Origin of the sequence: Haloarcula argentinensis DSM 12282 (genome assembly GCA_000336895.1) — an archaeon.
Classification (GTDB): domain Archaea; phylum Halobacteriota; class Halobacteria; order Halobacteriales; family Haloarculaceae; genus Haloarcula; species Haloarcula argentinensis.
This window is the reverse complement of sequence record AOLX01000023.1, coordinates 283,298-309,298: the sequence shown is the minus strand read 5'-3', so window position 1 is coordinate 309,298 and position 26,001 is coordinate 283,298. Positions and strand designations below refer to the sequence as shown.

29 protein-coding genes are annotated in these 26,001 nt (G+C 63.1%); 11 read left to right on the top strand and 18 right to left on the bottom strand.

Annotated features, from left to right (window positions below; translation table 11 throughout):
* Nucleotides 1-8: 8 nt before the first annotated feature.
* Complete coding sequence (locus C443_RS14650) at nt 9-863, bottom strand: ZIP family metal transporter (protein WP_005537329.1); 855 nt, start codon at nt 861-863, stop codon at nt 9-11.
* Nucleotides 864-1,043: 180 nt separating this feature from the next.
* Nucleotides 1,044-2,180 carry a site-2 protease family protein gene (locus tag C443_RS14645; RefSeq protein ID WP_005537328.1) on the bottom strand — a complete coding sequence of 379 codons (1,137 nt, stop codon included), beginning with the start codon at nt 2,178-2,180 and terminating at the stop codon, nt 1,044-1,046.
* 97 nt (nt 2,181-2,277) lie between these two features.
* On the opposite strand from C443_RS14645, the gene C443_RS14640 reads away from it, so the two are divergent.
* Nucleotides 2,278-3,024, top strand: coding sequence for an MBL fold metallo-hydrolase (locus tag C443_RS14640; protein WP_005537327.1), 747 nt, complete (start codon nt 2,278-2,280; stop codon nt 3,022-3,024).
* Nucleotides 3,025-3,046: 22 nt separating this feature from the next.
* Here the strand turns inward: C443_RS14640 and C443_RS14635 are convergent, their stop codons facing one another.
* From C443_RS14635 to C443_RS14620, 4 genes are all read right to left on the bottom strand, one after another.
* Nucleotides 3,047-4,342, bottom strand: coding sequence for an NUDIX domain-containing protein (locus C443_RS14635; protein WP_005537326.1), 1,296 nt, complete (start codon nt 4,340-4,342; stop codon nt 3,047-3,049).
* A gap of 75 nt (nt 4,343-4,417) precedes the next feature.
* Nucleotides 4,418-5,521, bottom strand: a complete 1,104-nt coding sequence (locus tag C443_RS14630; RefSeq protein ID WP_005537324.1) for an aminotransferase class V-fold PLP-dependent enzyme — start codon at nt 5,519-5,521, stop codon at nt 4,418-4,420.
* Nucleotides 5,522-5,737: 216 nt separating this feature from the next.
* Nucleotides 5,738-6,355 carry a rod-determining factor RdfA gene (gene rdfA, locus C443_RS14625; RefSeq protein WP_005537322.1) on the bottom strand — a complete coding sequence of 206 codons (618 nt, stop codon included), beginning with the start codon at nt 6,353-6,355 and terminating at the stop codon, nt 5,738-5,740.
* 44 nt (nt 6,356-6,399) lie between these two features.
* On the bottom strand, nt 6,400-8,361 hold the full coding sequence (locus C443_RS14620) for an archaea-specific SMC-related protein (protein ID WP_005537320.1): 1,962 nt from the start codon (nt 8,359-8,361) through the stop codon (nt 6,400-6,402).
* A 304-nt stretch (nt 8,362-8,665) separates the two neighbouring features.
* On the opposite strand from C443_RS14620, the gene C443_RS14615 reads away from it, so the two are divergent.
* From C443_RS14615 to crcB, 3 genes are read left to right on the top strand one after another with little or no spacing between them, the layout of a single operon-like run.
* Complete coding sequence (locus C443_RS14615; protein WP_005537319.1) at nt 8,666-9,013, top strand: hypothetical protein; 348 nt, start codon at nt 8,666-8,668, stop codon at nt 9,011-9,013.
* Nucleotides 9,014-9,015: 2 nt separating this feature from the next.
* The gene (locus tag C443_RS14610) at nt 9,016-9,399 is read left to right on the top strand and encodes a fluoride efflux transporter FluC (protein ID WP_005537318.1); all 384 of its coding nucleotides are present in this window, start codon (nt 9,016-9,018) and stop codon (nt 9,397-9,399) included.
* Entirely contained in the window at nt 9,399-9,758 is a 360-nt protein-coding gene (crcB, locus tag C443_RS14605) for a fluoride efflux transporter CrcB (protein WP_005537317.1), read from the top strand. The genes C443_RS14610 and crcB overlap by 1 nt, the downstream gene beginning before the upstream one ends.
* Before the next feature lie 11 nt (nt 9,759-9,769).
* Here the strand turns inward: crcB and C443_RS14600 are convergent, their stop codons facing one another.
* A complete protein-coding gene (locus C443_RS14600) occupies nt 9,770-10,837 on the bottom strand; it encodes an ATP-binding protein (RefSeq protein ID WP_005537316.1) in 1,068 nt (355 codons plus the stop codon).
* Nucleotides 10,838-10,912: 75 nt separating this feature from the next.
* On the opposite strand from C443_RS14600, the gene C443_RS14595 reads away from it, so the two are divergent.
* On the top strand, nt 10,913-11,359 hold the full coding sequence (locus C443_RS14595; RefSeq protein WP_005537315.1) for a DUF7382 domain-containing protein: 447 nt from the start codon (nt 10,913-10,915) through the stop codon (nt 11,357-11,359).
* Here the strand turns inward: C443_RS14595 and C443_RS14590 are convergent.
* The 3 genes from C443_RS14590 to C443_RS14580 all read right to left on the bottom strand — a co-directional run bounded on the left by C443_RS14590 (nt 11,356) and on the right by C443_RS14580 (nt 13,427).
* On the bottom strand, nt 11,356-12,087 hold the full coding sequence (locus C443_RS14590; RefSeq protein ID WP_005537314.1) for a protein-L-isoaspartate O-methyltransferase family protein: 732 nt from the start codon (nt 12,085-12,087) through the stop codon (nt 11,356-11,358). The two genes, C443_RS14595 and C443_RS14590, sit on opposite strands and share 4 nt — an antisense overlap.
* A 61-nt stretch (nt 12,088-12,148) precedes the next feature.
* Nucleotides 12,149-12,772, bottom strand: a complete 624-nt coding sequence (locus tag C443_RS14585; RefSeq protein ID WP_005537312.1) for a protein-L-isoaspartate(D-aspartate) O-methyltransferase — start codon at nt 12,770-12,772, stop codon at nt 12,149-12,151.
* A gap of 1 nt (nt 12,773) precedes the next feature.
* A complete protein-coding gene (locus C443_RS14580; protein ID WP_005537310.1) occupies nt 12,774-13,427 on the bottom strand; it encodes an HVO_0476 family zinc finger protein in 654 nt (217 codons plus the stop codon).
* A 110-nt stretch (nt 13,428-13,537) separates the two neighbouring features.
* Here C443_RS14580 and C443_RS14575 point away from each other — a divergent pair, with 110 nt between their 5' ends.
* Complete coding sequence (locus C443_RS14575; RefSeq protein WP_005537309.1) at nt 13,538-13,954, top strand: DUF1648 domain-containing protein; 417 nt, start codon at nt 13,538-13,540, stop codon at nt 13,952-13,954.
* A gap of 116 nt (nt 13,955-14,070) precedes the next feature.
* Here C443_RS14575 and C443_RS14570 read toward each other — a convergent pair whose 3' ends face one another.
* The gene (locus C443_RS14570) at nt 14,071-15,030 is read right to left on the bottom strand and encodes an aminopeptidase (RefSeq protein WP_005537308.1); all 960 of its coding nucleotides are present in this window, start codon (nt 15,028-15,030) and stop codon (nt 14,071-14,073) included.
* A gap of 192 nt (nt 15,031-15,222) precedes the next feature.
* On the opposite strand from C443_RS14570, the gene C443_RS14565 reads away from it, so the two are divergent.
* Nucleotides 15,223-16,287 carry a type II glyceraldehyde-3-phosphate dehydrogenase gene (locus C443_RS14565; protein ID WP_005537307.1) on the top strand — a complete coding sequence of 355 codons (1,065 nt, stop codon included), beginning with the start codon at nt 15,223-15,225 and terminating at the stop codon, nt 16,285-16,287.
* A 3-nt stretch (nt 16,288-16,290) separates the two neighbouring features.
* On the opposite strand, the gene C443_RS14560 is transcribed toward C443_RS14565, so the two are convergent.
* Nucleotides 16,291-16,782, bottom strand: coding sequence for a metallophosphoesterase (locus tag C443_RS14560; protein WP_005537306.1), 492 nt, complete (start codon nt 16,780-16,782; stop codon nt 16,291-16,293).
* Nucleotides 16,783-16,893: 111 nt separating this feature from the next.
* Between C443_RS14560 and C443_RS14555 the strand changes: the two genes are divergently transcribed.
* Complete coding sequence (locus C443_RS14555; RefSeq protein WP_005537305.1) at nt 16,894-17,148, top strand: DUF7533 family protein; 255 nt, start codon at nt 16,894-16,896, stop codon at nt 17,146-17,148.
* Here C443_RS14555 and C443_RS14550 read toward each other — a convergent pair.
* Nucleotides 17,145-17,819, bottom strand: coding sequence for an RNA ligase partner protein (locus tag C443_RS14550; RefSeq protein ID WP_005537304.1), 675 nt, complete (start codon nt 17,817-17,819; stop codon nt 17,145-17,147). The genes C443_RS14555 and C443_RS14550 overlap by 4 nt on opposite strands.
* Before the next feature lie 96 nt (nt 17,820-17,915).
* Between C443_RS14550 and C443_RS14545 the strand changes: the two genes are divergently transcribed.
* On the top strand, nt 17,916-19,028 hold the full coding sequence (locus C443_RS14545; RefSeq protein ID WP_005537303.1) for an RNA ligase: 1,113 nt from the start codon (nt 17,916-17,918) through the stop codon (nt 19,026-19,028).
* A 14-nt stretch (nt 19,029-19,042) separates the two neighbouring features.
* Here C443_RS14545 and C443_RS14540 read toward each other — a convergent pair whose 3' ends face one another.
* From C443_RS14540 to C443_RS14530, 3 genes are all read right to left on the bottom strand, one after another.
* Nucleotides 19,043-20,884: a UvrD-helicase domain-containing protein gene (locus C443_RS14540; RefSeq protein ID WP_005537302.1), complete on the bottom strand. Its 1,842-nt coding sequence runs from the start codon at nt 20,882-20,884 to the stop codon at nt 19,043-19,045.
* 81 nt (nt 20,885-20,965) lie between these two features.
* Nucleotides 20,966-21,265, bottom strand: a complete 300-nt coding sequence (locus tag C443_RS14535) for a DUF7521 family protein (protein ID WP_004590842.1) — start codon at nt 21,263-21,265, stop codon at nt 20,966-20,968.
* A gap of 28 nt (nt 21,266-21,293) precedes the next feature.
* The gene (locus C443_RS14530) at nt 21,294-21,644 is read right to left on the bottom strand and encodes an ArsR/SmtB family transcription factor (RefSeq protein ID WP_004958928.1); all 351 of its coding nucleotides are present in this window, start codon (nt 21,642-21,644) and stop codon (nt 21,294-21,296) included.
* Between the two features lie 132 nt (nt 21,645-21,776).
* Here C443_RS14530 and C443_RS14525 point away from each other — a divergent pair, with 132 nt between their 5' ends.
* Nucleotides 21,777-22,274, top strand: coding sequence for a PadR family transcriptional regulator (locus C443_RS14525; RefSeq protein WP_005537300.1), 498 nt, complete (start codon nt 21,777-21,779; stop codon nt 22,272-22,274).
* Nucleotides 22,275-22,550: 276 nt separating this feature from the next.
* Here the strand turns inward: C443_RS14525 and C443_RS20855 are convergent, their stop codons facing one another.
* Together C443_RS20855 and C443_RS14520 are read right to left on the bottom strand one after the other, a co-directional pair.
* Complete coding sequence (locus C443_RS20855) at nt 22,551-22,730, bottom strand: HVO_0416 family zinc finger protein (protein ID WP_004515335.1); 180 nt, start codon at nt 22,728-22,730, stop codon at nt 22,551-22,553.
* 198 nt (nt 22,731-22,928) lie between these two features.
* Nucleotides 22,929-23,501 (bottom strand): YbhB/YbcL family Raf kinase inhibitor-like protein, encoded by a 573-nt coding sequence (locus C443_RS14520; RefSeq protein ID WP_005537299.1) that lies wholly within the window; start codon nt 23,499-23,501, stop codon nt 22,929-22,931.
* A gap of 175 nt (nt 23,502-23,676) precedes the next feature.
* Here C443_RS14520 and C443_RS14515 point away from each other — a divergent pair, with 175 nt between their 5' ends.
* Nucleotides 23,677-25,959: a nitric-oxide reductase large subunit gene (locus C443_RS14515; RefSeq protein ID WP_005537298.1), complete on the top strand. Its 2,283-nt coding sequence runs from the start codon at nt 23,677-23,679 to the stop codon at nt 25,957-25,959.
* Nucleotides 25,960-26,001: the final 42 nt, after the last annotated feature.

Below are 26,001 nucleotides of genomic sequence, written 5' to 3'. Positions count from 1 at the left end.
GACAAGATTCAGGCCGCGAGCGCGATATCCAGATACAGCATGATGATGACGCCGGCCATCAGGCCGAGCGTCGCGACGCGCTCGTAGCCGCGCTGGTGCGTCTCGGGGATTATCTCGTCGGAGATCACGAACAGCATCGCGCCCGCTGCAAAGCCCATCGCGTATGGCAGCAGCGGTTCGACAGTCACGACGGCGACAGCGCCAAACACCGCAAGCGGTATCTCCACGACACCGGAGCGAATCCCGGAGAAGACGGCATACAGTCGCCGATCCAGACCCGCGTTGATTGCCGCGACTGAGACGGCCAGTCCTTCGGGGATGTTCTGAATGCCAATGGCGAGCATCAACGAGAGCGCGCCGCCGATCTGGAGTGGGTCACCGGCGGCCGCGCCGAAGCCGACGCCGACGGCCAGCCCTTCAGGGATGTTGTGCAGCGTGATTGCGAGTATGAACAGGATGACACCCGTCAGTTTCGACTCGTCGACCGAGAGGTCCTGACTGGGGTTGGCCGCGTCCGACCGGCGGCTCCCGGTCAGGAGGTAGTGGGCGTGTGGGACGAGGCCGTCCGCGCGGTCGAGGAACAGCGCCCCCAGCCCGACGCCGACGAGCGTCGGAATCGGATTTCCGCCCGAGTACTCCTCGATGCCGGGAATGATGAGGCTCGTGAACGCAGCGGCCAGCATCACGCCAGCAGCGAAGCCCAGCGCCGTATCCAGCGCCCGCTCCGAGGGGTCACGCCAGACCAACACGAGCGACGCCCCGAAGAGGTTCATCGTCGCGATGATGACCCCGCCGACGAGGCCGTTTATCAGCGGATCGGTGCCGACGAGGTCGACGAACAGGTCGACGAACCCGGATTGCATTGTCCAGTAGTGTACGTCGGCCCCTCTTGTGTGTACCGGCAGTCAGAAGCGGTCATCTCTGGTTCTGGTGTCGTCTCCGCACAGAATACGAAAACCCCCTCGGTTCGCTCAAGTCGTTCAGTCGGCTTCAGGTAGGGCCTTCTAGTTGGTAGCGGCCATATTCGAGCGAGTAAGCGCTGTTTAAAACGGTTCCGGCGAGCCGACGACGCGCCGCATCTCCATCGCGCTGGCGAAGTCTTCCCGGGAGACCACGCGGGTTCCCTCAGGGCCGTCGACGAAGGCGGCGATAGCTCTGGCGGTGTCGAGTTCGACGAGCGCGTCGAAGGCGGCCTTCTCCGCTGGGAATCGCGGCAGATCCGCCTCCATCAGGTCGGCCACGGTGTCGGCTTCGCGTTCGGCCGTCGAGAGTTCCCTGAAATCGCCGACCGTGACGACGCCGACCACGTCGCCGCCACGCGTGACAGCGAACTCGGTTCGCCGATCAGCGAACATCCGGTCGACGAGGTCCTCGACGCTGGCATCGGCCTCGATAGTCGCATCGAGCGGGCTGGCCACGTCATCGACAGTCAGCCCCTCAAGCAGCGCTGCCAGCGCGACGGTGCGGGATTCGCTCGACGCGGCGCCGTAGACGAACAGTGCGAGTAGCAGCAACATCGGGCTAACCGAGATGGCGCCCACGACGGCGAACAGCACGGCGAACCCAGTGCCGATCCGAGCGGCGATACGAGTGGCCGTCGCGTAGGGCCGCGTTCGCGCGAGCAGTGCCCGGAGCACGCGGCCGCCGTCCATCGGGAACGCTGGCAGCATGTTGAACACGGCGAGAAAGATGTTCGTGACGGCCAGCCAGCCGATAACGAACAGCGTCACCTGCGCGCTCGCCGGCAGGGCAAACAGTGCGGCGTAGCAGGCCAGTCCGGTCAGAATACTCACGGCCGGGCCGGCCAGCGCGATGACGAGTTCCCGGTTCCACTCCTTGGGCATGGCTTCGAGGTTAGCGAGACCGCCGAGAATCCAGAGCGTGATGGACTCGACCCGGAGGCCGTAGCGCATCGCCGCCCAGGCGTGGCCCAGTTCGTGGAGAGCGACGCTGGCGAACAGGCCCACGGCCGCGGTGGTACCGATGAGCCACGGGGTCTGGCCCGCAGTCAACACCGTGCTGTCGAGTGTCTCACCCGACAGGGCACTCACGATGCCGGCGTACGTTTCGATCTGCGTCCCGCTGCCGATAATCCAGGCCAGCACCGGCAAGAAAATCAGCAGTGAGACGTTGACCCGTATCGGAATCCCCCAGACCGTCGTAATGTGGAAGTTTCGCACGGGCAGGCAGACGAACAGTGGCCTGGTATATCTTCTGCCGGGGGTGGACGGAAGCGAGTAGCGGCCTTATTCAGGGTGTAGCGCGTACCGACATCCAATGACAGTTCGACACGACGGGCTGACCGTCGACTGGCTGGGGTACGCGACGCTCCGGTTTGCCGGCGACGACACAGTAGTGTACGTCGATCCGGGCCGGTACGGCGTGCTCACCGGCGAGTGGGAACCCCACACGGACGGCATCGGCCATCCACCGAGCAGCGACTACCGTGCGGAAGACGGCGACGTTGTCTGTGTAACTCACGTCCACCACTACGACCCGGACGGTATCGAGCGCGTGGCGAGCGAGGATGCAACCATCGTCGCCTACGAAGGTATCGACGAGCGCGTCGGCGACCGGGACCTCCCGCCGCTGTCCTCACTGCCGTACGACATCGTCGAGGTCGGCATGAAATCGCAGACGACGGTCAAGGACGTGCCGATATGGTCGACACCGGCATACAACGAACCGGACGGGCGGCATACGCTCCCTGACAGCACGCCGTATCATCCGGAGGGGTTCGGCTGTGGCTTCATGATCGCCGTCGAGGGGACCAGAGCCTTCTATCCCGGCGATTCGGATGTCCTACCTGGCCACCGGACCCTTGAGGTATCGCTACTGTGTCCGCCCATCGGCCCGCGGGCGACGATGGACCGCCACGAGGCCGCCGCTCTGGCCGCGACCATCGACCCGGACCTCGTGATGCCAGTCCACTACAACACCTTCTCTAACCTCGAAGCCGATTCCCGCGAGTTCGCCGCCGACGTGGCCGAAGCCGGCGTCCCAGTCGTGCTAGACGAGCAATGAGAGCGTCCACCAATCTCTGATATCACCGGCGCCCGGGCCATTCGCCCCGATCCCGGTGGGCGTCAGCGATCTCCTCGATATCAGTCGTCTCCAGAACGCCGCGCTCGGTGACGACCGTCACTGCCGACGCCGGCGTCACGTCGAAGGTCGGGTTCGATACGGCCATATCGGCGTCGCCGGCGTACACCTCCCGGGCGTCACGTTCCTCTCTGTCCCACGTAGCGCGTGGCGCAATCTTGTCTGTCGCACACACTGCGTAGCAGTCCACGTCCGCGGCGGCCGCCGAAAGGGCCGCCGACCGGGTACCAACCTTGTTGACCACGCGACCGTCTGGAAGGACGCGGTCGGCACCGATGACGAGCGTCGCGGCGGTCCAGTCCTCCAGTGCGTAGCCGAGCGCCGCGTCAGTCGTCAGCGTCACCGCGGCCCTGTCAGCAAGCGTCTCGGCGACGCCAATGCCTTCACCGCCGGGCCGTGACTCGGCGACGAGCACGGCCTCGGGTACAACGGCGTCGACCACCGTACTGACTGTTCCGGACCGAGAGAGCGTCGCGATGCGGTCACCGACGTGCTCAGCGGCGACAGCCGCGGCGACTCGGTCGGCGGTCACCGCGTGGTTCAGCGTCTCGGTCGCAGCCTGTTCGACGGCCGTCGGCGACTCGTCGGCGACGGCGGCCATCGCTCGGTTGACCCGGTTGGCGACGACGACCATCGAGGCGCGGGCCTCGCGGAGTTCGGCGGCGACGGCGGCGAGCGCGTCCCAGTCGTCGCCGTCCCGCTCGGCCGTCTCCAAGTCGTCGCTCCGTCCAGCATCGGCCAGAGCGGCTTCGTCGCGTAGCACCTCCAGTGCCCGGAGCGAGAGCCACGCCGAGCCGTGAGTCCGGTCCTCGCGAACGGTCCCCACTCGCGGGCGAACACGGTCCCAGGAGGTCCACAGTCGCGGGACCGTCTCACGAGTCAGGATTTCCGGCGGGTGGACCCACGCAGTCTCGGTCGTCTCCTCGTTCGTCGCGACCGTGCGGGCCTCACAATCGAACAGGAACGGATGGACCCGCCAGCGAACCCCATGATCTGTGTCTGCGATCTGAAATGAATCGCCCTCCCGGACGAGCGTCACCGCGTCGGCCAGCCCGGTTTCCTCGTCGATTTCAGCCCGCGCGGCCGTCTCCGGGTCCCGCTCCCGCCCGGCGTCGTCGGCGACGTGCCCCGCCACCCCGCCCCACTGGCCCTGATACGAGCCGACCGCATCGCTCCGGCGCAACAGCAACACCTCGCCTTCGCTGCGTAGGAAGCACGTCAGGACGGGGCGTGTCTCCATGCAAGGACGAACGACCGGTCAGGACAAGAAAGTCCGGGGCTGTGACGCCGGTCGTAGCAGGGCGCGCTGTGAACGCTATAGCGCGTCGAGCAGGCGGTCGATGTCGTCGGCTGTATTGAACACGTGGACCGACGCCCGGAGCGCCTCGGGGGGGGGGAGTGATCTGATGATGATACCGTCAGCCGCGAGTCGCTCGACGGTCGCCTCGGGGTCGTCGGCAGTGAACGTCACGAGTCCAGACTCGTAGTCGCGGGGACTCAGCAGTCGGTCGCCGAGCCCGTCTTTGAGGCGGTCGGTCAGCCGTTCGACACGAGGCTGGATCGTGTCGAAGCCGACGGCCTCGACCGTTTCGATGGCGTTCGCGAGTGCGACGTAGGGGACCGGCGAGGTAGTTCCGACCTCGAAGCGGCGCGCGCCTTCGCAGTATGTGTACCCGTCAGCACCAGGGTCTTCGACGCTCCGGTAGCCAATGCGGGTCTGGTGCAGTCGGTCATACGCGTCCGGGTCGACATAGAGGAACCCGCCACCCCAGACGCCCAGCAGCCACTTGTGCCCCGCCGCGGCCACGAAGTCCGCGCCCCATTCGGTCACATCGACCGGGTGTTGCCCGACGGACTGGACGGCGTCGACGAGTACCTGTGCGCCGGCGTCGTGGGCTACATCGACGACATCCGAAACCGGGAGGTTAGTCCCGTGGGTCCAAGAAAGGGAACTCAGCGCCACCAGTCTGGCGTCGGCCACGGCGTCTTTCACGTCAGCCATGTCGAGCCGACCACCCTCGGTTTCCAGTACGCGGACTTCGACATCGTGGGTGTCGGCCAGTCGGTTCCACGGGAGCATGCCGGCAGGATGTTCAAGATCAGTCCGGACGACCACGTCACCGGGCTGCCAGTCGATAGCCCCGGCGACCATGTTGACCCCATCGGCGGTGCTGCGGGTGAACGCGACGTTAGCGGCGTCGGTCCCGATGTGGCTGGCGACAACTTCGCGGGCCGCCGCGATAGCGTCCCACGCAGCCGTATACGGTCCCTCATCCGCAGGTGCATCGAAGGCATGGTGTTCGAGAAACGCCGTCGCAGCGTCGACCACAGGGCGCGGTGTCGGCCCGCTTGCCCCCGTGTTGAAGTACGTACACCGTTCGAGTGCCGGAATCGACGCTCGGAGCTCGGCTGGGTGCATATCCGTTATAATGCCCCCCGACGCCTTCAGCCCTGTGTGACTCAATAGGCAACTGCGGCGGCAGATCCCCGAGACAACAGTTCGGTTCTATTTCTACGGGCGGCTGTCGCAGCTATATTGCTTGCTTTGTTGCGCTTCACAACTGTTTTCGATTGTTTCTACATCTTCCGACACAGTATCCTTCTCGGGACAGTCAGATGGAGTCAGAGCGGCGATTCAATCCTGCTGGCACTCACAGCCGCCCTGGTCGAAGAACTCCGCGACGGCGTACTGACTACCACAGGACTGGCACAGCACCTGTGCGTCCAGAAATACCTCGAAGTCCTCGATGTCGATACGGCTCGTATCCCGCAGTTTCTCGATTCGCTGGTCAGTTACCGACAGCGTTCGGGTCAGGAGCCGCTGAATGCTTTCGAGATCCTTTTCTATCTTCTCGTCGTCGGATAGCCCCTGATACTCCGCGCCGCGCCATTCCTTCAGATACGACCGGATGGCCTGATAGGTAATGAAATCGGTTTCGAGACTGTCGACGTCGACACCGTTGCGTTCGAGTCGATTGACGGTGTCAGTCCGAACGCCTGTGCTGATGTCGTCGCCGGTGAGGTTCTCGTAGGTCGATTCCACATCGCTTTCGAGGGCGCTCAGGCCTGCATCGACCAGCTCGCGTTCGAGGAGGCGCTTGTTGAAAAACTCCGCGAGGTCACGGAGACTCATACGCTTTTCACCGTCACCCGTCCAGCGAGCCTCCATCTCCGCACCAAGTCCATCGAGTTCGTACTCGTCGATGAGTCGAGCGACCTTGCTCGACGGCCGGCCGTCTGTCGTATTCGCCATCTGTTGTTCCCACGTACGGTAACCGGAACTAAAAGACTACGGGGTTAGATCGAAGTGATGCGGTTGAAGTCGTCGTCGAGCGCCTGGGCGTCCTCCGGCAAGAGGGCGACGACGAGATGCTCGGCGTAGTCAGCGAAGTACTCGACGAGCTCGGCGATTCGTGCCGAGTCGATAGCTTCCAGCGAGTCGAGCAGCATGAACGGAACGCTTTCGTGGAGGTCATGCACCAGATAGCCCGCAAGGGCGAAAATGAGGCCAGTCACCTCGCGCTCGCTCTCGCTGAGGTGCTCGATGGTGTCCTCGTACGCCGCACCGTTCTCGGTGGTCCGGACGATGTGTAGCTCGAACACCGTTCGGTCGACCTTCTGGCGTCCTTCGCGGACGGTCTGCTCGACGCGCTCGATCCAGATGCGTTCGAGGTTCTCGTACTCCAGAATACCGAGGATGGCGTCCATGTGCTCGTTGAACTGGTCGACAGCGTTCGCCTCTATCTGGTCGATCTTCGTCCGCTTGTCAGTGAGTTCCTCGACAAGGGCGTCGCGCTCCTCACGGAGGTCGTCGGCCCGATTGACCAGCTCCTCTATCTCCTCGATCTCGGCAGACACGTCGTCAAGGTCAGATTCCAGGCTGTCGATCTCGAATTCGAGCTGATTCGCCTCCCGGTGTAGCGAGAGGATTTCGTCGAAGTCCTCGGATTCGAGGTTGTCGACCTCGTCTTCCAGAGATTCGACATCATCAGTCAGTTCCTCGCGCCGGTCTTTCAGGGAAGTGATCTGCGCTTCGCGGCGTTCGATCTCCGTCTCCGTCTCCTGGATTTTCCGTTCGACGTCCTCGCGGCGGCGCTGTTTCTTTTCGGCCTCGCGCTGGTCGGTCTTGAGATCGTCGAGTTCCGACTTGATATCGTTGAGATCCTCGACCTTCTGCTGACGGAGGTCCTGCAGGCGGTCAACAGTGTCTTCGATCTGCTCGCGGTCGACCGTCGAGCCACACGTCCAGCAGACGACGGATTCCCCGTTTTCACCTTCGAGGAGTTGCTCTGTTACCGCGCCGTCAGAGCCCTCGGGCGCGTCTTCGAGCGACTGGATGACATCGTAGTCTTCCTCTTCGAGCCGTTCCTCGTTGTACTGGATGAGGCTCTGGAGATCTGATATCTCGCTGTTCAGCCGCTGGCGCTGGTCGCGCAGGCTTGCGATCTCGTCTTCGAGGTGCTGCTGGTCGCCCATCGGCGTCTCCGGCAGTTCGTCCAGTTCGTCTTCGAGGTCGGACCGCTCGCGTTTTAGCGAGGAGATGCTCTCTTCCTGTGCCTCGATATCCCGCCGGACGGATTCGAGATCCGACCGCGTCGAGCGGAGTTCGTCGAGTTTCTCTTCGAGGATATCCTGTTCCTGACGGCTCTCCTCGATATCCCGGCTGCTGTTGTCTATCTCCTCCTCTCGATCGGCCAGTTCCTCGCGTTTCTCCTCGATCTGTTCGCGGAGTTCGGTCCGGCGCTGTTCGAGGTCCGGGAGGTCGCGCTGGCGGGACTCGACCGTGGCGAGTTCGTCGTTGATCTCGCCTTTCTCCGCTTCCAGCTGTTCGACTTCCGAGCGGATCGCGTCGATGTCGACCGGCCGCATGATGATTTCGCGGAGATCGTCGCCACGAGCAACGGACCGGCGCGCCTCGTTGGTTTCGAGGAGGAACGCGAACAGGTCGGCGACCGCAGGGTCGTCAAGGTACCCATCACCGTCAAACTGAACGGCGTCTCCCGCTCGCGTGAGCGTCCGTTCGTATACCGCGTCCCGGTAAGTGAGGGTAACACTCCCCTCATCGGCGTCGCCTTTCAGCGTGGCCTGCGTACTCCCCATCGCCGCCATAATAGACTGCAGAAACGACGTTCGGTTTGTGGCATTCTTCCCCGTCAGCACCGTCACACCCGGTGGAATCTCGACTGAAGTCTCGTCGATCCCACCGATATTGGTGACATCGAAACGAGCGACACTAGATCCTTGTTTTGACTCTGGCATTGCTCTGCCGTAGTCGGAGCGGATATAAAAATAATTTCATTGCCGAAAACCATTTTAGCCACTTGCGTCTCTCTGATGGGCCGACTCGGGAGACTCGAACGATGGGATACAGCAGACAGTCGATAAGCCGACACTCGATTCCGGAATAACACCTGTACCAATATTATTCCGGTACGACGCTATTGGCGAGGCAACGCAGTCCGTTTCGGCAGAATTGCTTTTTTGTTGTGAGACGTAACTTTTGTCGCTTGTTTCTGATTGCAGTATGCCAATCTATAAGTCGGTGTATTTGGAATCAGATCGTATGACTCGTTACGAAACGCTGCTTGAGGTCGAACTGGACGAGTGGGACAGTGGGTACGGTGTTTTGCAGATCGTCGACCCGGATGATAGCGACACTGCCGAGTTACGCTTCTGCTACTTCAATGAAAACGGCAAGTTCACTAATCGGCCGTTGACGTTGCGCCCTGATGAAGAGACGCTGGACCGGACGACGCGAATGGTAGAGAACCTCGGCTACGTCGCACGGACGTTCGACCCAGCAGAGATCCGTGAACTCGTCGAGACGCTCGGCGAAGAGCGGGTTATCGAACTCGCGCAACTCGTTGACACGCTCGGTGAAGCACGGCTGGCGGAGATACTCGGGGAGTAAGGATGACAGACACCCACCCGCTGGTAACGGTCGAAACTATCGTCCTCGTCGGCCTCGGGGGGTTCGCCGGTTCGAACCTCCGGTACTTCGTCGGCCTCTTTGTTCCGGGATTACAGGGGACGCTGTTGGTAAATGCCTGTGGCAGTTTCGCACTCGGCGTGCTCGTGTACGAAGGGCTGCAGGTCGGTGCGCTGGCCAGCGAGACGAAGCTGGCCGCTTCGACCGGCTTTATCTCGTCGTTTACCACCTACAGCACGTTCGCGGTGGAGACGGTTCTAACGCCCGAGTGGGCTGTTGCGAACATCATCGGAAGCTACGCTCTGGGTTTTGCCGGCGTCCTTGTCGGCCGTGAAGTCGTTCGGCTGTTCGCCGGAGGTGAGCGCTGATGGTCGCTGTCGAGCCGGCGCATCTGGTCGGCACCGGTGGCGCTATCGGCGCACTCTGTCGCCACTATCTGGCGGGGGCTGTCCAGCGGGAGACGTTCCCGCTCGGGACGCTCACAGTGAACGCTGTCGGAAGCTTTGTTCTGGGACTGGTGACGTTCGCCGGTGTGACTGGTGACGCAGCGTTGCTTGTCGGTGTCGGTGCGTGCGGCTCGTTCACGACGTTTTCGTCGTTTTCGGTCGAGACAGTCCGACTGTGGGAGGACGGCTATGTGGCCTTGGCCGCGCTCAACGCTGTCGGAAATCTCGTCTGTGCGCTGGCTGGGATCGGGTTGGCCTGGGGCATCGTACAAATCGTTTGATTCCTGCCGGGTCATCGGATTTCAGAACCCCCCGCACGAGCTTCGTGCCCCCTGTCTGCTCCGGAGTCGCTTGCCCGCGGCGTCTCGCCGCCGTGGGGCGTCCGCCGCTCACGGACGGTCACGTGATGGACGGATTCAGTGCTGTCATCGACGATGAGCGCGTCACCAGTCGTCTCCGGGAGCCGGGCCGCGAAGTCGCCGTCGAGATACGTCGGCTGGGCGGCCTGTAGTGCGTCGATGTCAGCCGCGCTCGTCAGTCGGTGGGCGACGAGCAGGTCAGTTTGGGAAGCGGTTGTCGCTGCCACGGCGCTGGGTCGCTGTGTCGCCAGCACACAACTCACACCGGGCTGGCGGCCCCGAGTGACGAGCCGGCGGAGCGGACGCCGGGCGACGCCGTCGGTGAACGCGTGGGCTTCGTCGACCAGCAGCCAGGGCAGCCGATTCGTCTGTTCGGCTATCCGAGCGTCGTACAGCGTGGTCGCGACAGCGGCGAGAACCGCACCGGCTGGCCGCGAATCGAGCCCCGACACGTCGAGCACGGTCAGGCAATCGCTGCACAGCGTCTCAGTCTCGATACCCGAAGGCTCGAAGACGCCCCAGGACTCGGCGAGTGCGAGATGATTCGTCGCCGCGCGGGCGGTGCTCGCCGCCACATCCGCATCGGCCACCCACGAGCGCATCCCGTCGAGAGTCGCACGCTCGCTCGCTGCTCGCCACACGAGCGCTCCCGCGCCCCGTTCCGGGTCGAGGCCGAGCACCGTACACCACTGGCGTGGGTCAAGCGCGCCCGCGCGAACGCTGGGGTCGACCACCGTTGCAGACACGTCCGCAGTATCCAGCGGCGTGAACGCCCCCATCGGGTCGACGATGACCGGCGCGACCCCTTCGGCAGCCAGCAATCCTTCGGCGAGGACGCCGACCGTGTACGTCTTCCCCGACCCGCGTTTCCCGACGACGAGACCAACGTGTGGCCGGTCGACATCGAAATCGACCGCAGCGCCGCGGCTCCCGTCGCGGGCCCGATAGTGACCCAGCCGAACCGTCGTCCCCGTCGCCCCCTCTCGTCCGATAACGACCATACCGGCGGTTGACTCGTTCCGCTACTTGAACGTCCGCACGAGGGTTCAAATACGAGCTCGGACCCACGCCTGTCCATGTCAGATTCGCTGTGGCACGACGAACGTGCTATCGAGGGCCTACCGATTCGTCTCGTTATTGCGCTGGTGGTCGGTGTCGCCTGCCTCTCCGTCATGATGAGCACCATCTCCGGAATCGAGACGCTACAAGTGACAGAGGTCGATGTTGAGCCGCACCCGGAAGTGGCTAACCCGGGGACACAGGACGTAGTCGTCACCGTCGTCGACTCAAAGGGGTCACCCGTGTCCGGTGCAACAGTGGTCGCGAAAAGTGGGACAGCAACGCTCTCGTCGGTTACAACCGGCGAGACGGGTAGCGCAGGGAACGTGACCCTCTCACTGTCGCCGTCGCTCGGACCGAATCAACAGGACGGCACCGTCACTTTCGAGGTGAAACCACCGGCTGGGAGCAACTACGAAGACGCTCGCTCGAACACCGACCTGCTTGTCGTCGAGTCGCCCTAGCCGTCCCAGTCAATCCACTCCTGCTCCCATCCCGCGCGGGACTGAGCCGCCTGGCGGGCACGCTCGCGGTCTTCACGGTGGGTCCGGTTGCGCTCGACAGTGTCAGCCTGTTCACCCTCGACGAGCATCGGCTGGAACGCGACAGTGCCGTGTCGCTTGACCGAACCGTCGGCCTCCACGACAGCCAGTGACTGCTCGCCGGTGCCAAGCGGCATCACCAGTCGGCCGTCATCGGTCAGTTGCTGGAGGAGCGCCCTGGGTGGGTCAATCGCGGCGGCTTCGAGAAGAATGCGGTCGTACGGTGCGTACTCCGGGAGTCCGTCAGCCCCGTCACGGCGGTCCACGAGGACGGCGTCATAGCCTGCTTCTGCCAGGTTCTGGCGGGCTTCGATGACGAGGCGACGCGTGATATCTATCGCATGAACGTTCGCTGCGCCGACCTGTTCTGCCAACACGGCGGCCGTGTAGCCGACGCCGGCTCCGACCACGAGCACGTTGTCGTCTTCTTCTGGTGACAGAGTTTCGAGTACGCGGCCGGCGGTACTGGGCGAGAGCACACGCGTGCCGAGGCGTTCAAATGGACGGTCTGAGTAGGCCTGTTGCTCGCCGACGAAGGCCTCCCGGGGGACGGCACGCATCGCTGTCGACAGCCACGCGCTCCGGACGACACCCTTGCTCTCGTGTTGCAGGCTGTCGACCATGTCGTCCCGCAGTACCGCCGGGTCCATACCACTACATTCGGCCAGAGCTATATCAATGGCGCGACAACGGCCGTGTCTGTCGAAAACCCTACTGGAGCGGGACGAACCGGACGCCACCGTGGTCCTCGCTATCGAGCGTGCCGTCAGCCTGTTTCTCCGCACGGATGAGGCGCTGTTGTCCGTCCCCAATTGGGGCCAGCAGAACACCGTCTTCGCGGGTCTGTTCGACGAGCGGGGCGGGGAACTCCGGCGCGGCACAGGTCAGATACGTCCGGTCGTAGGGGGCGTGTTCTGGCCACCCCTCCTTGCCGTCGCCGACCCGAACAGAGATGTCGCCGTAGCCGGTCGCTTCCAGCGTTTCCCGTGCGTCGTCGGCGAGCGATGCGTGGTACTCTACACTGTAGACGTTCCCGGGGCCGACCAGTTCGGCAGTCACCGCAGCGTGGTAGCCACAGCCGGTTCCCACCTCCAGCACGCGGTCGCCCGTGGACAAGTCGAGAACCTCGGCCATGATTGCGACCATGTGCGGCGCAGAAATTGTCTGGCCCGATCCGATCGGGAGCGGGCGGTCGGCGTAGGCGTCGTGTCGCTTGTCGTCCGGAACGAACTGATGGCGTGGAACCGACGCTATCGCCGCGAGAACGTCCTCGTCGGCGACCCGCTCTCGCAGACGGTCGGACAGCCGCGACCGCTGCCGGCCCCAGTCGGCCATCCTACCAGGCCGACCACGCCGTGGTCGACTCGTCTCTGACGTACAACCGGTTGATGTCCTTCGCGATGCCCATGTCTCCGTCGTGATCCATGTTCTCGTGGTCGTAGCCGTGGGCGTCATCGCGGACGTGGATCCCCTCGACGGTGAACTCTTCCTCGCCGAACTCCTCGGTCTCGCCGACGACGAACTCGTAGTCGCCGGGAACGTGGAGTTTGAAGCTCTCGGTCTCGTCGTGGGTCCCGTCTTTCGGGTGCATCGTGACGTTGACCGAAACGTTGCCGACGGCCCGCGACCAAATGGTCTCGACATCCTCGGCGGCCGCCTCGTCCTCGCGGCCGTCAGCGGTCTCTAAGCTGGTGATGCGCGCAGTCACAACCGCTTCGTCGGTCTCAAGCAGGAACTCCTCGCCGACGGACAGTTCTTCCTCAGCCGGCACGTCGACCTCTGCGGTGAAGGAGTCCCCATCCTGTGAGACGACGACACTACGCTGTAGCGTCTCATCTTCTGGCAGTTGTTCCTTGTGGACATGGTCGCAGTCCGTACAGCGAACCGTCACGTGGCCGCCCGGCTTCAGCACCTCGTGAACCGTTTCCAGGTCCGGCGAACAGGCCGGACACGGGAGGGCGATGCGGTCGCCCGGTGTAGCGTCTGTCATATGCAGCCGTTGACTGCGCTCCCCTAAATGGTCGTCGCCACGGCGCTGCTCGTGGTTCTCACTCGCACGGTCACGCTTCCCTTCTTGAATTGTCGGACCAAACGATAGGTATGGCCCGCCAACCGGACCGTGCTGACATCGTAAGCGGTGTCATCGTCGGCCTGACAACCATGGCTGGTCTCACAGTCTGGTCACACCTCCCAGCCGAAGTCGCGATTCACTTCTCTGCGTCGGGCACGCCCGATACCTACGTCTCGAAACCGGTCGGTGTCGCCCTCATGCCGGCACTGATGCTCGCGACTCTTCTCGTGCTGAAGGGAGCGTTCCGCTTCGACCCGCCGGACGTGCCACAGGTGGCGGCCACCATCACGGTCGCAACGATGGCATTCATGAGTGCAGTACACGGGCTGGTGCTCGCGTGGAACCTCGGCTACCCGGTGTCGTTCGACCTCGTCCTCGTCGGGTCGTTCGCTTGGGCGGTGCTCATCGTCGGATACGCTGTGAGAGAAGAATACGTACGCAGATAGTGGAGGCTGCCGGTGTGGGCTGCTTACGCACTCAGTCCTGTGTGTTGGAAATCCGTTTTGGCCTCGTTCACTCTACCCGAGGAAGTTCCACTTCCTCGCCCATCTCGCGGTTCATTTCATTCACCGCTCGGTTTTGGGAGGTCTACGACCTCCCCGTCCGCATACACGGTCGGTTCCGTCAGAATCCCGTCCAGATGAATCGGCGCGTGGACATCGCCGCCCATCGCGTGGTCGTCGCCGATAGCGATGTGAACAGTGCCGCCGGCCTTCTCGTCCAAGAGAACGGAGCCGACGAGTTCGGTGACGGCGACGTTCGTTCCGATACCCAGCTCCGCGAGGTTGTATGCGTCCCGACCGACCTCATCAGCCGCGTCCTCGACCTGCGCACGGATGTCGGGGTCGTCGATGTCCGTGACGTAGCCGTCCTCGACCTCGAAGGTGAGTTGCTTCCCGTCGAGTTTGCCGTGGGGGCGCATCGTCCCGTCGACGACGAACCTTCCGTCGGCCGTCTCGGGGGCGAGGAACACCTCGCCGGCAGGGAGATTCGACATCTTGCCGGCCTCGTGGACAATGCCGGTGTCCATGTGCCACTCGCGGGCACCGATACCGAACGTGATGTCGGTCCCCTGTGGCGACGTGACCCGGATCTCCTCGGCGTCTTCGACCTGTGCCAGCACGTCCTCGCAGTGCTGTTCGATACGGTGGTAGTCAGCGTCTAACCCCATGAGGAACACGCCCTCGCTGATGCCGGGCAGGGTCGCAACGCGAGCGCCGGCCTCGTTAGCGTCAGTGCGGGCCTCAGTGTGGCTCAGGCTCTTGGTCGTCGGCGCGAGCACGACATCGGCGGTTTCCATCGCGCCGGCGACCGGTGCGGGCGGCTCCGCGCCATGTTGCTCGCCCGGCGGGTAGCGCACGAAGACGGAGTCGTCGGTGATCTCGGCGGCGACACGATACAGCGCCTCGCCGATCGATTTCCGCTGGTCGTCAGTGATGACCGCACACGATTCGTCGGACTGGAGATTCAGGCACTGTTTGACAGCGGTCTCGGCGGGCGCACGAAGCGACGAGTTGTCCATACAACTGACTGCGTACTCCGCCTGAATAACTCTTGATAGACTGCCGGCACAGGCCGGCGAAACACGCGACATCTCAGTGTTTTCTGGTAGTTCGTGCTAAAAGTTCACAATATCCAGAGGTACAACTATCTGAGTTAATTTCTCCGTAAATTAATCACAAAGAATATACTCTCCCCGGAGATATGGACGTGTATGCTCCACGTGGGCATCAACGGCTTCGGCACCATCGGGAAACGCGTCGCTGACGCGGTGCGTGTCCAGCCAGATATGACAGTCGCGGGCGTTGCAAAGCGCTCGCCGAACTTCGAGGCAACTATCGCAGACGACCGCGGCTACGACCTCTACGCCGCGGACGGCCGCGAACCGTTCGATGAAGCCGATCTCGCGACGGCCGGGACAGTCCATGACCTCATTGAAACGAGCGACGTGGTCGTCGACACCACGCCGAGTGGCGTCGGCGCGGCCAACGCGCCGTTATATGCCGAGCACGACACGCCAGCCATCTTCCAGGGTGGGGAGGACGCCGATGTGGCAGATGTGAGCTTCAATGCCCGCGCCAACTACGAGAAGGCAGTCGGGGCTGACACGGCTCGCGTCGTCTCCTGTAATACAACAGGCCTGTCACGCCTGCTCGCACCGCTCAGGGAATCATACGGGGTTGAAAAATCGCGTGTGACACTGGTGCGGCGCGGTGCCGATCCGGGCCAGACCGGTCGTGGCCCGATCAACGATACACTCCCTGACCCCGTCGAAATCCCCTCCCACCACGGTCCCGACGTCCAGACTATTTTTCCCGACCTCGACATCGACACGATGGGGATGAAGGTCCCAACGACACAGATGCACACTCACAGCGTCAACGTGACGCTGGAAAGCGAACCCACCACAGAGGAAGTCACGTCGCTGCTGACCGACGAGTCGCGGCTGTTCCTCATCCCGGAGACGCTCGGCATCGACGGCGCGGGGAAGCTCAAGGAGTACACCCGCGACGCCGGTCGCCCGCGCGGTGACGTGTGGGAGAACTGCATCTGGGCCGAATCCATCACCGTTGAGCGACGGGACCTCTACCTGTTCCAGGCGATCCACCAGGAAGCCGATGTCGTGCCGGAGAACATCGACGCCGTTCGCGCGCTCTCGGAGCGGACTGCAAGCGCCGAGAAGAGTATTCGCCGGACCGACGAAGCCCTCGGCGTCGGCCGGGGACTCGTCGAACACGACGGCAGCCCACAGCGCGTCGACAGTCACGCCGACGACTGATTCTCACCCCAGTTCGTGGAATTCGACCTCGCCGGTCTCCGTCGAGAGTGTCGCGACCGAGAACGGCTCGGGGGCCGGCGGAATCGAGATGCCGCCGGGGTTGATTCGTACCGTGCCCGCGCGCTCCTCGTGCCCGCGTTCATGGGTGTGGCCGTGAAACACGTAGTCGTAGTTCCCACATTCGACCAGCGCGTCGACGATCTCTCCGCTAGTCCCGTGATACACCGCGACGGCGTGCCCGTCGATCGTTACCTCGCCCATCTCGCCGAAGTACGTCCCAAAGTCCTCCACGGTAGATTGGACCGCCCATTCACCGTCGTTGTTGCCGCGCACGGCGTAGAACGACCAGTCGCCGTCGAACGGAGTCACGGAGAACGGGGCGACGAAGTCGCCACAGTGGATGACCGTCTCACAGCCCGCGTCAGCGAACGTCTCAACTGCGGCCTCGACCTGTGACGCGTTGTCGTGCGTGTCAGAGACGATACCGATTTGCATACCAGCGACCTTCAGCCGGTAGCGACTTGAACGTATGTCCCTCGACACTGGTGCGGACGTAGTCGTCACGCAGGCGCGATGCTTTTGTTTAGTCACCGCCTACGACGGCCGATGGCACGGGGACTCATCGGGACAATCGAGCTGATGGTCGCGGTCGTACTCGCCGCGCGAGTCACCCTCCTCGGCGTCGACAACATCGCTCGCGGCCAGCCGGCGATCGGCGCGGTGTTTCTGGGGTTAGCCGTCGCCTTACTGGTCATCGAATGGGTGGCTCCCTCCCCGACGGACATTCCCGGTGCAATCGCCGGCCGAGCGCGCAGCGCGCTCCCTGGCGGGAAGCCACCGGACGGCGGCGAGGACGACTAAGTCTCGTCGCGCCAGCGGTCCGGGTCGCCCGCAGCGAGGTACTCCCGGAGCAGCGGCGGGAAGTTCCGGCCCTTGAGATACCGCAGTCCGAAGTCCTCCGCCCAGTTGATGATGCCCTGGTCCTCCGTGACAACGCCGGCCTCCAGTTCCTGTGCGAGTATCAGGAGGTCGAAGTCCTCGCGGGAATCGAGCACACCCTGCCGGAGCGTGTCCCGGTACTCGTCGCGCAAGTCCGAGATGACCTTGTCCACTTCCGTCATGTGATCGTGTTCCTCGACCGTTTCGGCCCGCGACTCCTCGGCCTTCCGGACGGCTTTCTCCGAGACGCGCAGGCCACGGTCGACCCGCTCGGACATCTCGTCGATGAACTCGTACACCAGATCCGCCGGAATCCGCACCTCGTGGTGGGCCGGGGACTTCGTGATGACCCACGTGTCCAGTTTCGTCAGCACCTCGTCGCTGATTGCCCGGTCTTCGAGCATCGTCGTCAGCTCGGCCTGAATTGACGGGGGCATGTAACAGGAAATGTTGTGGACCAGTTTCGCCTCCGAAATGAGGTCGAGCAGATCCAGACAGGCCGCCTCCAGATCCTCGTCGTCGCCTCTGATCTCCGGGGTGAGAAACAGCGACGTGTCGAGGACGAACCGTTGTTTGAGCGGGCGGTCGACCATACTGACGCTACGATAGCCTGCCACTAATGTTCTCTGACAGGTACGGTAGTGATACGCGCCAGCAGTATTTTAGTGGCATGTCAACAAGAATCACATATGTCGAGAGACTGGGGGTCGCTGTTCGATGTCGACACCGACTCCGAGGACCTGCTGGAACACTTCGATACCGAGTGGTTCCGTGGACAGCGGTATCGGCATCTCAGCGACGAGCGCCACGGCATCGAACGCGGAACGGCGCTCGTCGGAGACGTGGTCGTTCGTGGCTATCCGTCGATGCCGCGTGCGCTCGTCCTCGAACCGGCGATTCGGGAGACATTCGACGGTCCCGTCGCCATCGAGGAGAAACTCAACGGCTACAACGTCAGAGTTGCACGGATCGACGGCGACCTTCTGGCGTTCACCCGGAGCGGGTTCATTTGTCCGTACACTACGCGAAAGGTCGAAGCATTACTCGACACCGAGGCGTTCTTCGACGAGCACCCCGAGCAGATGCTGTGTGGCGAACTCGTCGGGCCGGAGAATCCATACACCGACCACGCCTACAGCGAGATCGGTGAGATCGGGTTCTACGTGTTCGGGGTCCGCCACCGCGAGAGCGGGACGCCGATGGGTGTGGAGCGTCGACTCGACCAGTGTGCGACGTACGGCCTCAACAGTGTCGACCACTACGGGACGTTCACGCCGACGGCAGCCGTCGACGCCGCGCGCGAGCGAATCGATGATCTGAACGCTCGCGGGCGGGAGGGGGTGGTCCTGAAATCGACAGACGGGGAAACGGCCTTGAAATACACGACGAGCGCTATCCACCGGGCCGACCTCGAGCACGCGTTCGAACTGCCATTCGACTACGGGCGAGACTTCGTCTTCACACGCATCATGCGGGAGGCCTTTCAGGCCGTCGAGCGCGGCGAATCGGCAGCGGCCGTCCGCGAGCGAGCACAGGCCCTTGGCGAGGTTATCCTCCAGCCTGCGGTCGAAACGATACGGACGGTAGACAGGGGTGACCCGGTCGGCGAAACGCACACCGTTCGTGGCGACCCGAAAATAATCGACGACCTGCTGTCGTACTTCCGCGAGCAGGGGCTAGAACTCCACGTCGAGCACGACGAGACCGACGGCGAACAGCGTGTTGTCACGTTTACCAAAATCGCCCAGTCGACGCGTGACAAGACGAGATACTACCTAGAAGGCGGAACAATCGACGAGTAAGGAAATCGCCTGCGTCAGTCGGCCGCGAGGGTCTCGCTGGCGTCGTCGAGCAGTTGCTCGATGGAGCGGTCGCTCGGCTCGTTTTCCAGCAACACGTCGATTGGGAGCGTCGGCGCGCCGTCGACGAGGTTCTCAAGCAGAACAAGCCGTTCGCGGGCCCGGGACATCCCGACGTAGAACACGCGCCGTTCGTTGTCGGTCAGCGTCGGGATGGGACTGGTGTGTTTCGTGAACTCGTCCATACCAGGGACCTCGATACCCTGCTGGTCGACCGTGGCGGCCATCTGCTCGACGACCTTCTCGGTGAGGTCGGTCGCGACGAACACGTGGTCGGCCTCGCGACCCTTGGCGGAGTGGATGGTCCCCACGCGGACGCGGTCGGCGTCCATCCCGGTGTAGTCGCCGGTGAAGTACGCGTCGACGGTCCGCTCCTGGAAGTTAGTCACCTTCCGGAGCATGTCGCCCGCAGAGGCCGCGTCAGGGAGGAACGGGACGTGCTCCTGAACCACGTCGGGTTCGATTTCGATATCGGCGATGTCTTCGTCCTCGTGGGACTCGTCGATCTCTTCGAGCGCATCGAAGAGTTCATCGCGTTCGCCCGTGCCGAAAGCAGAGTCGACGAGCATATCCGCGAGACGGCGTGCTTCGAGCACCGTGAGCGGTTCGTCAGCTTCGACAGCTTCGAGCCCGTTGACGTACTGGGTGAGCCGGTCGGTCCACATCCGCTGGTCGGTGAGACAGGAGAACGGAATCCCGTTGTCGATAAACTCGTCGATGAACTGGAACATCTGGTAGCGGGCCCGGAACAGCACCATCACCGTCTCGTCGGACTGCTCGATGGTCCGCGTGACGTTCCGGGAGAGGTCGAACATCGAGGGGTTCTGGACCGCCTCGACGCGGCCGCCCTCTTTGCGCGGATTGAGGTCTTTCTCCTGACGTTTCTCGATGTGGCGAACCTCGCGGTTGACGACGTTCAGGATGCGCGAGGGGAGCCGGTAAGAGTTCGGCAGAACCTCGTCCTGAGTGACGACTTCCTCGAGCAGGAGGTCGGGGTCAGCGCCCTGCCAGGCATAGACGACCTGGTCGTCGTCGCCGGCGATGAGGACCCGTTCCATGTGGGGCTTCCACTCGTCGTACACGTCGTACTGCAGCGTCGTGATGTCCTGAAACTCGTCGATGATGAGGTAGTCGACGTTGGGGAGCAGCGAGCGCTGGGCGACCCGTTCGAGCATGTCGGCGAAGCCGGTCAGGTCGTTCTCGCCTTTGTACGTGCGCCAGCCGCGAATGGCGCTGGGCACATCGATGCGGTCATCGTCGGTCGGCCAGGTCGGCGTATACTTGTTGCCGGTCTGTGCGTTGTCGTCAATCTCCGGCGGCAGTCGGACCTCCTCGTCGTCCCACTTGAACGGAACGTCGTACCAGTCGGCCACGTCGCGGCGGGTCCGCTGGAGCCACTGGCTCGTCGCGATAATCTTGTTCCCGATGGTGGTCGAACGGGCCGACCGACGTCGGGACCCTTCGTACTCGTCCTCGTACTCGATGCCGAACTCCTCGCAAAAGGCCTCCTTGTCGTCCTCACCCACGACATCACCGCGAGAGAGGTTCAGGAGTTCGTATGCCTTCGCGTGCATCGTACAGACGTTCCCGCGGAGCGCACGAGGGGACAGACCGAGTCGGTCCGCGAGTCGCTCACGGATTTCGGCGGCCGCCGCACGCGTGTACGAGACTACCAGTACGTCACGGAAATCGACGTCGTCGTCTTCCAGCAGTTCGTCGACGCGGTCGAGTAGCGCCGTCGTCTTCCCGCTACCGGGCCCACCGAACAGGCGGACAACCTCGGTGGTCGAATCAGTCATTGAACATGTAGTGGGACCGCGGCCAAATAAACAACGTGCTTTACCGAGGCGACAACTGACGGGCGCACCCGAACGGTTTTCTCATCGGTACAGCGACACGTACAGCATCGCGAACCCGATGATGAACGGGATCGTCTCCGACATCTGGAAGAAAACGCGAACGAGGGCCCCGGTCTCGCCGGCGCTCAGTTGCGTGATGACGCTGGAAATAGCGACGCCCATACTGATGAATGCAAAGCCGACGAACGCGTACTGGAGTCGTTCTGACGGGCGTTTTCGGTAGGCCTGGAAGCTAATCAAGGTGATACCGAGCGTCAGCCCGAACACCACCATCCGCATCAGGATGAGCGCGCTACGTGCGATAGTCACGCCAGTCGTCATGCGGTCACCCGTTCACTGGTCGGCACGCTCATTCCGGGTTCAGCTCGTCCCAGAGCTGACTGAACCTGTCTGGGAGGTTCTCCTCCCGATAGATGCGTACTTTGTACTCCTCGTCCTCAAGCGAGATGACCGTCGACTCGAAGTTGGACTCGTACACCTTGTAGTGGTTTCCGTCCTCGGCGACGAGCGTCCGGTCGGTGATGAGGTCGTACTCGTCGAGCAGTTCGATACGTCGATACACCGTCGGCAACGAGAGGTCGCACTCCTCTGCGAGTTCCTTCGCCGACTGCGGCTCTCGACTGATTGCGGCGAGCACACGGCGCGCGTGCTGGTCGCCGATCGTATCGAGAATCTCCTCGATGCTCTGTTCCTCAGCCACTACCCCAAGATTCGCGTCGTATTATATAAGCGTTTTCGAGCACTGTGGTGGTTTCACGCTCAGAAAACACTGCCCCGTTTATATGATGATAGCCACTGTAGCACTCACTGCGGATTGCGTTCAGGTGAGACGATGTCCGGAGACAACCTCCGTCGCGTGACGACGGGCAAGCTGCAGGGCCAGAACGCCGACGAGCAAGTGACCCCTCTCGGCGAGACAGAGCGCCCGGAATCGCATGACCCACCCAGTCGTGACGCCATCACGGAGTCGCTGTTGGATCCGGTCATTGACGACGTCGTCGACGGCGAGACCGCAGTCGATGACGGCCTGGTCACACAGAGTCTGGAAGAGATCCTACTGGCGATGATCGCAGTCGCCGATGGTGGCACCCACGGGACCGGACTGATGGAGGAACTGGAAGCCCAGTTCGGTGCCGAACTGAGTCCGGGGACAGTGTATCCCCGGCTGCACGAGTTAGAAGCGGATGGCACGCTCCAGATGCACGAACTCGTTCAGACGAAGCAGTACGGAATCGCGGACGACGCGGCTGCAAAGGAGCAGATTGCGACGTCCGCGTACCAACATCTCGCGCTCGGGCTGTTCCTCCATGCGTCGCTCGATGCGCTGTAACCACCACAGACCGGTCAGTCCACCGACACACCACCCCCCAATCGTCGGTTACGAACCGGTCGGCCCGCCGACAGATCACCCCCCAACCGTCGGCTGGCCACGTAGCGACTCCCCATTTCCTTTGTGCATAACGTGATACAGTCCCGGCTGTCTGTGCTGCTGCTGTCCCGACAACAGACGTAGCGGGACACAGTCCGCAGAGAGTGAACTGCCGGTTCTGCAGGTCGGTACTGTCGCTCCCGGATGAAAGGTGGAAGACCGAAAAGCGGAGTATCCTTACCGTACCGGTGTCCAGCCACACACCGAGCACTGTGCCGCTGTCGACTCGTGAAGACCGCCGCAATCAGGGCACTGCTTCTTGTTATAGCTCTCTTCCCAACCACTCTGGTCCACGTCGTGGCCACGCTGGGAGAGGAACTCGTCGAACATATCGTCACTACTCGGTGCGGACGCCATACATGATATGGTATAGCACATCAGTATATAGGTTTAATGGTATTGTGAAACATTGCCATAAGTAACGACACACCGCGTGCGACGAGACGGCCAGTCACAGCGAGCGGTGCCACTCAAGAACCGTACGAACAGCAGACAGCGCTAGATGAGCAGTCGTTCAGACAGTGCGCTGGACCCGATCGTGTCCGGTACCACCCGTTAGCTGTCGGTCTCAACCGGGTGGGTGTAGTCAACGGTGATACGGGTGCTTGCGATGAGTGCGTTCGCGATGGTCTCTGACGCTTCTTCCTGCTCGGTTCCACCTTCGATAGAGAGTTTCTCGCCGAGTGCGTACACCTGAAACCGATGTTCATAGGGCTGTCCGGCTGGTGGACACGGCGGTTCATACCCCGGCTCGTTGGGGGGCTGTGTTCCCTGTCGAGCGCCGCCGAGCGTATCGAGGGTCGGCTTGCGAGGGAGTCCGGCCGGAATCCGCTCCGTCTCCGGGGGGACGTTCCACAGCGTCCAGAACACCGGCTGGCTGAACACGCCACCGTCGTACTCGGCTGTGACGGCAAGCGCTGCCGTCGGCTCCGGGACGCGCTCGATGACGAAGGGCGGCGACACGCCATCGCCGCCACAGGTGAACCGGGCCGGAAGCTCGTCTCCGGAACTGAACGCGGGGCTCGACACGTCGAAAGTCGATGCTGTGTCGTCCGACTGCCCGGTACAGCCCGCGCTCCCGACCAGTGCTGACACCCCGAGCGTCTGGACGAAGTGGCGACGGCGCATATCAGAGAGGGAGGGGCAGGTCGTAATCTACCTTGTGATACCCCGCCACGTCTCACGCCGAATCCAGAGACAGGAGACCACCGGTCCCTATCAGGGCGAACATGTTCTCCCCCGTCGCCAGCGACTGGGAACGTCTTATCCCCTTCTTATTTTGGGGTGCTGGAGGTCCAACCACATGGAGCTCAAACGCAAAACAATCGCGAAGGTGATCGCCGCCGCGTTCGTCTTCAACCTCGTCGTCATGGGGGCTGGCGCGTGGATCGCGTACCAGGAAGCACCACCCATCCCCGAGCAGGTTGTCGGACCCGACGGCGAGACGCTCGTCACGGGTGAGGACATCCGTGAGGGCAAGAAGACGTTCCAGAAGAACGGACTGATGAACCACGGGTCGATTCTCGGGAACGGTGCGTACTACGGCGCGGACTACACCGCCGACGCGCTGGAGTTGAAAACCCAGCACATGCGCACCTACTACGCCGAGGAGCGCTACGGGACCGAGTACGAATCGCTGTCGACGGCCGAACAGGCCGCCGTCGATGACGACGTGAAACAGGACCTCAGTGGAGAGTACGAGGGCGGAAACATCGAGTACTCCGCCGCAGAGCTGTACGCCCACCAGCAGGTCCGTCAGGAATACGTCGAACGATATCACGAAGGGAGCCACGAACGGGGCGTCCCCGAGGGGATGATCGACTCCGAAGCCGACGCCCGCCAGTTCGCCGACTTCGCCATGTGGACGGCGTGGTTCTCCCACACCGACCGGCCGGGCGGCGACCACTCATACACGAACGACTGGCCGTACGAGCCGGCCGCCGGTAACGACGCGACCGGTGCCGCGATGACCTGGAGCGTCATCGCGATGGTCCTCCTCGTCGCCGCCGCCGGTGGCGGCATCTGGCTGTACCAGTCCGTCAGTCTCCCGGAACCCTCCGCAGACTCCCTCTCAGTTCCCGGGCCGGGCGACGTGAGCATCTTCCCCAGCCAGCGGGCCGCCTTGCGGTTCATCCCGGTCGCTGCCGGGTTGTTCCTCGCACAGGTGTTACTCGGTGGGCTGCTCGCCCACTTCTACATCGAACGGGCCGGCTTCTTCGGCGTCGAGGAAATATTCGGCGTCCCAATCCTCCAGCTACTGCCCTTTGCCATAGCGAAGACCTGGCACATCGACCTGGGCATTCTCTGGATTGCCGCGACGTGGCTCGGAGCGGGACTGTTCCTCCCACCGCTGCTGACCGGCCACGAGCCCAAGCGCCAGTCGACGTACATCAACATCCTCCTTGGAGCTATCGTCGTCGTCACCGTCGGCGGTCTCGGCGGTATCTGGCTTGGCTCGCATGGTTACTTGGGTGATCTCTGGTGGATCGTCGGCAACGAGGGCCTGGAGTACCTCGAAGTCGGGAAGCTCTGGCAGGTCGGGCTGTTCGTCGGCTTCGGCCTGTGGGCCGTCCTCTCGATTCGAGGCCTGAAGCCGCTGCTGGACCGCGAGCCGGTGTTCGGTCTCGCACACATGATCCTGTACGCCGGCGGCTCCATTGCCCTGCTGTTTACCGCGGGGTTCTTCTTTACTCCCGAGACCAACATCGCCGTCACGGAGTTCTGGCGCTGGTGGGTCGTCCACATGTGGGTCGAAGGGGCCTTCGAGTTCTTCATCGTCGCCATCATCGGGCTGACGCTGGTGTCGATGAACCTGCTCAGCCGCCGTAGTGCCGAGAAGGCGGTCATGCTCCAGGCATTGCTGGTGATGAGTACAGGTGTCATCGGCGTCTCCCACCACTACTGGTGGGTCGGCATGCCCGACATGTGGGTCCCCATCGGGAGCGTGTTCTCGACGCTGGAACTGCTCCCGCTGGTGTTCATCCTCTACGAGGCGCTGGGCCAGTACCGGACGATGTCCGAGACCGGCGGGTTCCCCTACAAGCTCCCGTTCATGTTCATCATCGCCAGCGGGGTCTGGAACTTCGTCGGGGCCGGCGTGCTCGGGTTCTTCATCAACCTCCCGCTGATCAACTACTACGAGCACGGTACCTACCTCACGGTCGGCCACGCCCACGCCGCGATGTTCGGGGCCTTTGGCTTCCTCGCGCTGGGGATGGTCACCTACATGCTCCAGCTCGCCATCAAACCCGGTCGCTGGGACGGGTCCTGGCTCCGGGCAGCGTTCTGGTGCTGGAACGTCGGCCTCGCACTGATGGTGTTCGTCTCCGTCCTGCCCGTAGGCTTCCTCCAGCTGGAGGCGGCGTTCACCGGCAGCTACGCCGCGGCCCGGAGCGTGGCGTTCTACAACCAGCCGCTCGTCCAGACGCTGTTCTGGGCGCGACTTCCCGGTGACACGCTCATTATCCTCGGGACGGCCATCTACGCGGCCGACCTGATCCGCAAGCGGTTCGTCCTCCGAAGGTCCGAGGATGACCCCACGGTCGAGGACATGGCCGTCGCGGAAGGCGTCATGAGCGACGACTGAGCCGCGATCGGGTTTCGGCTGTACGTCGTAACGGTCGAAACA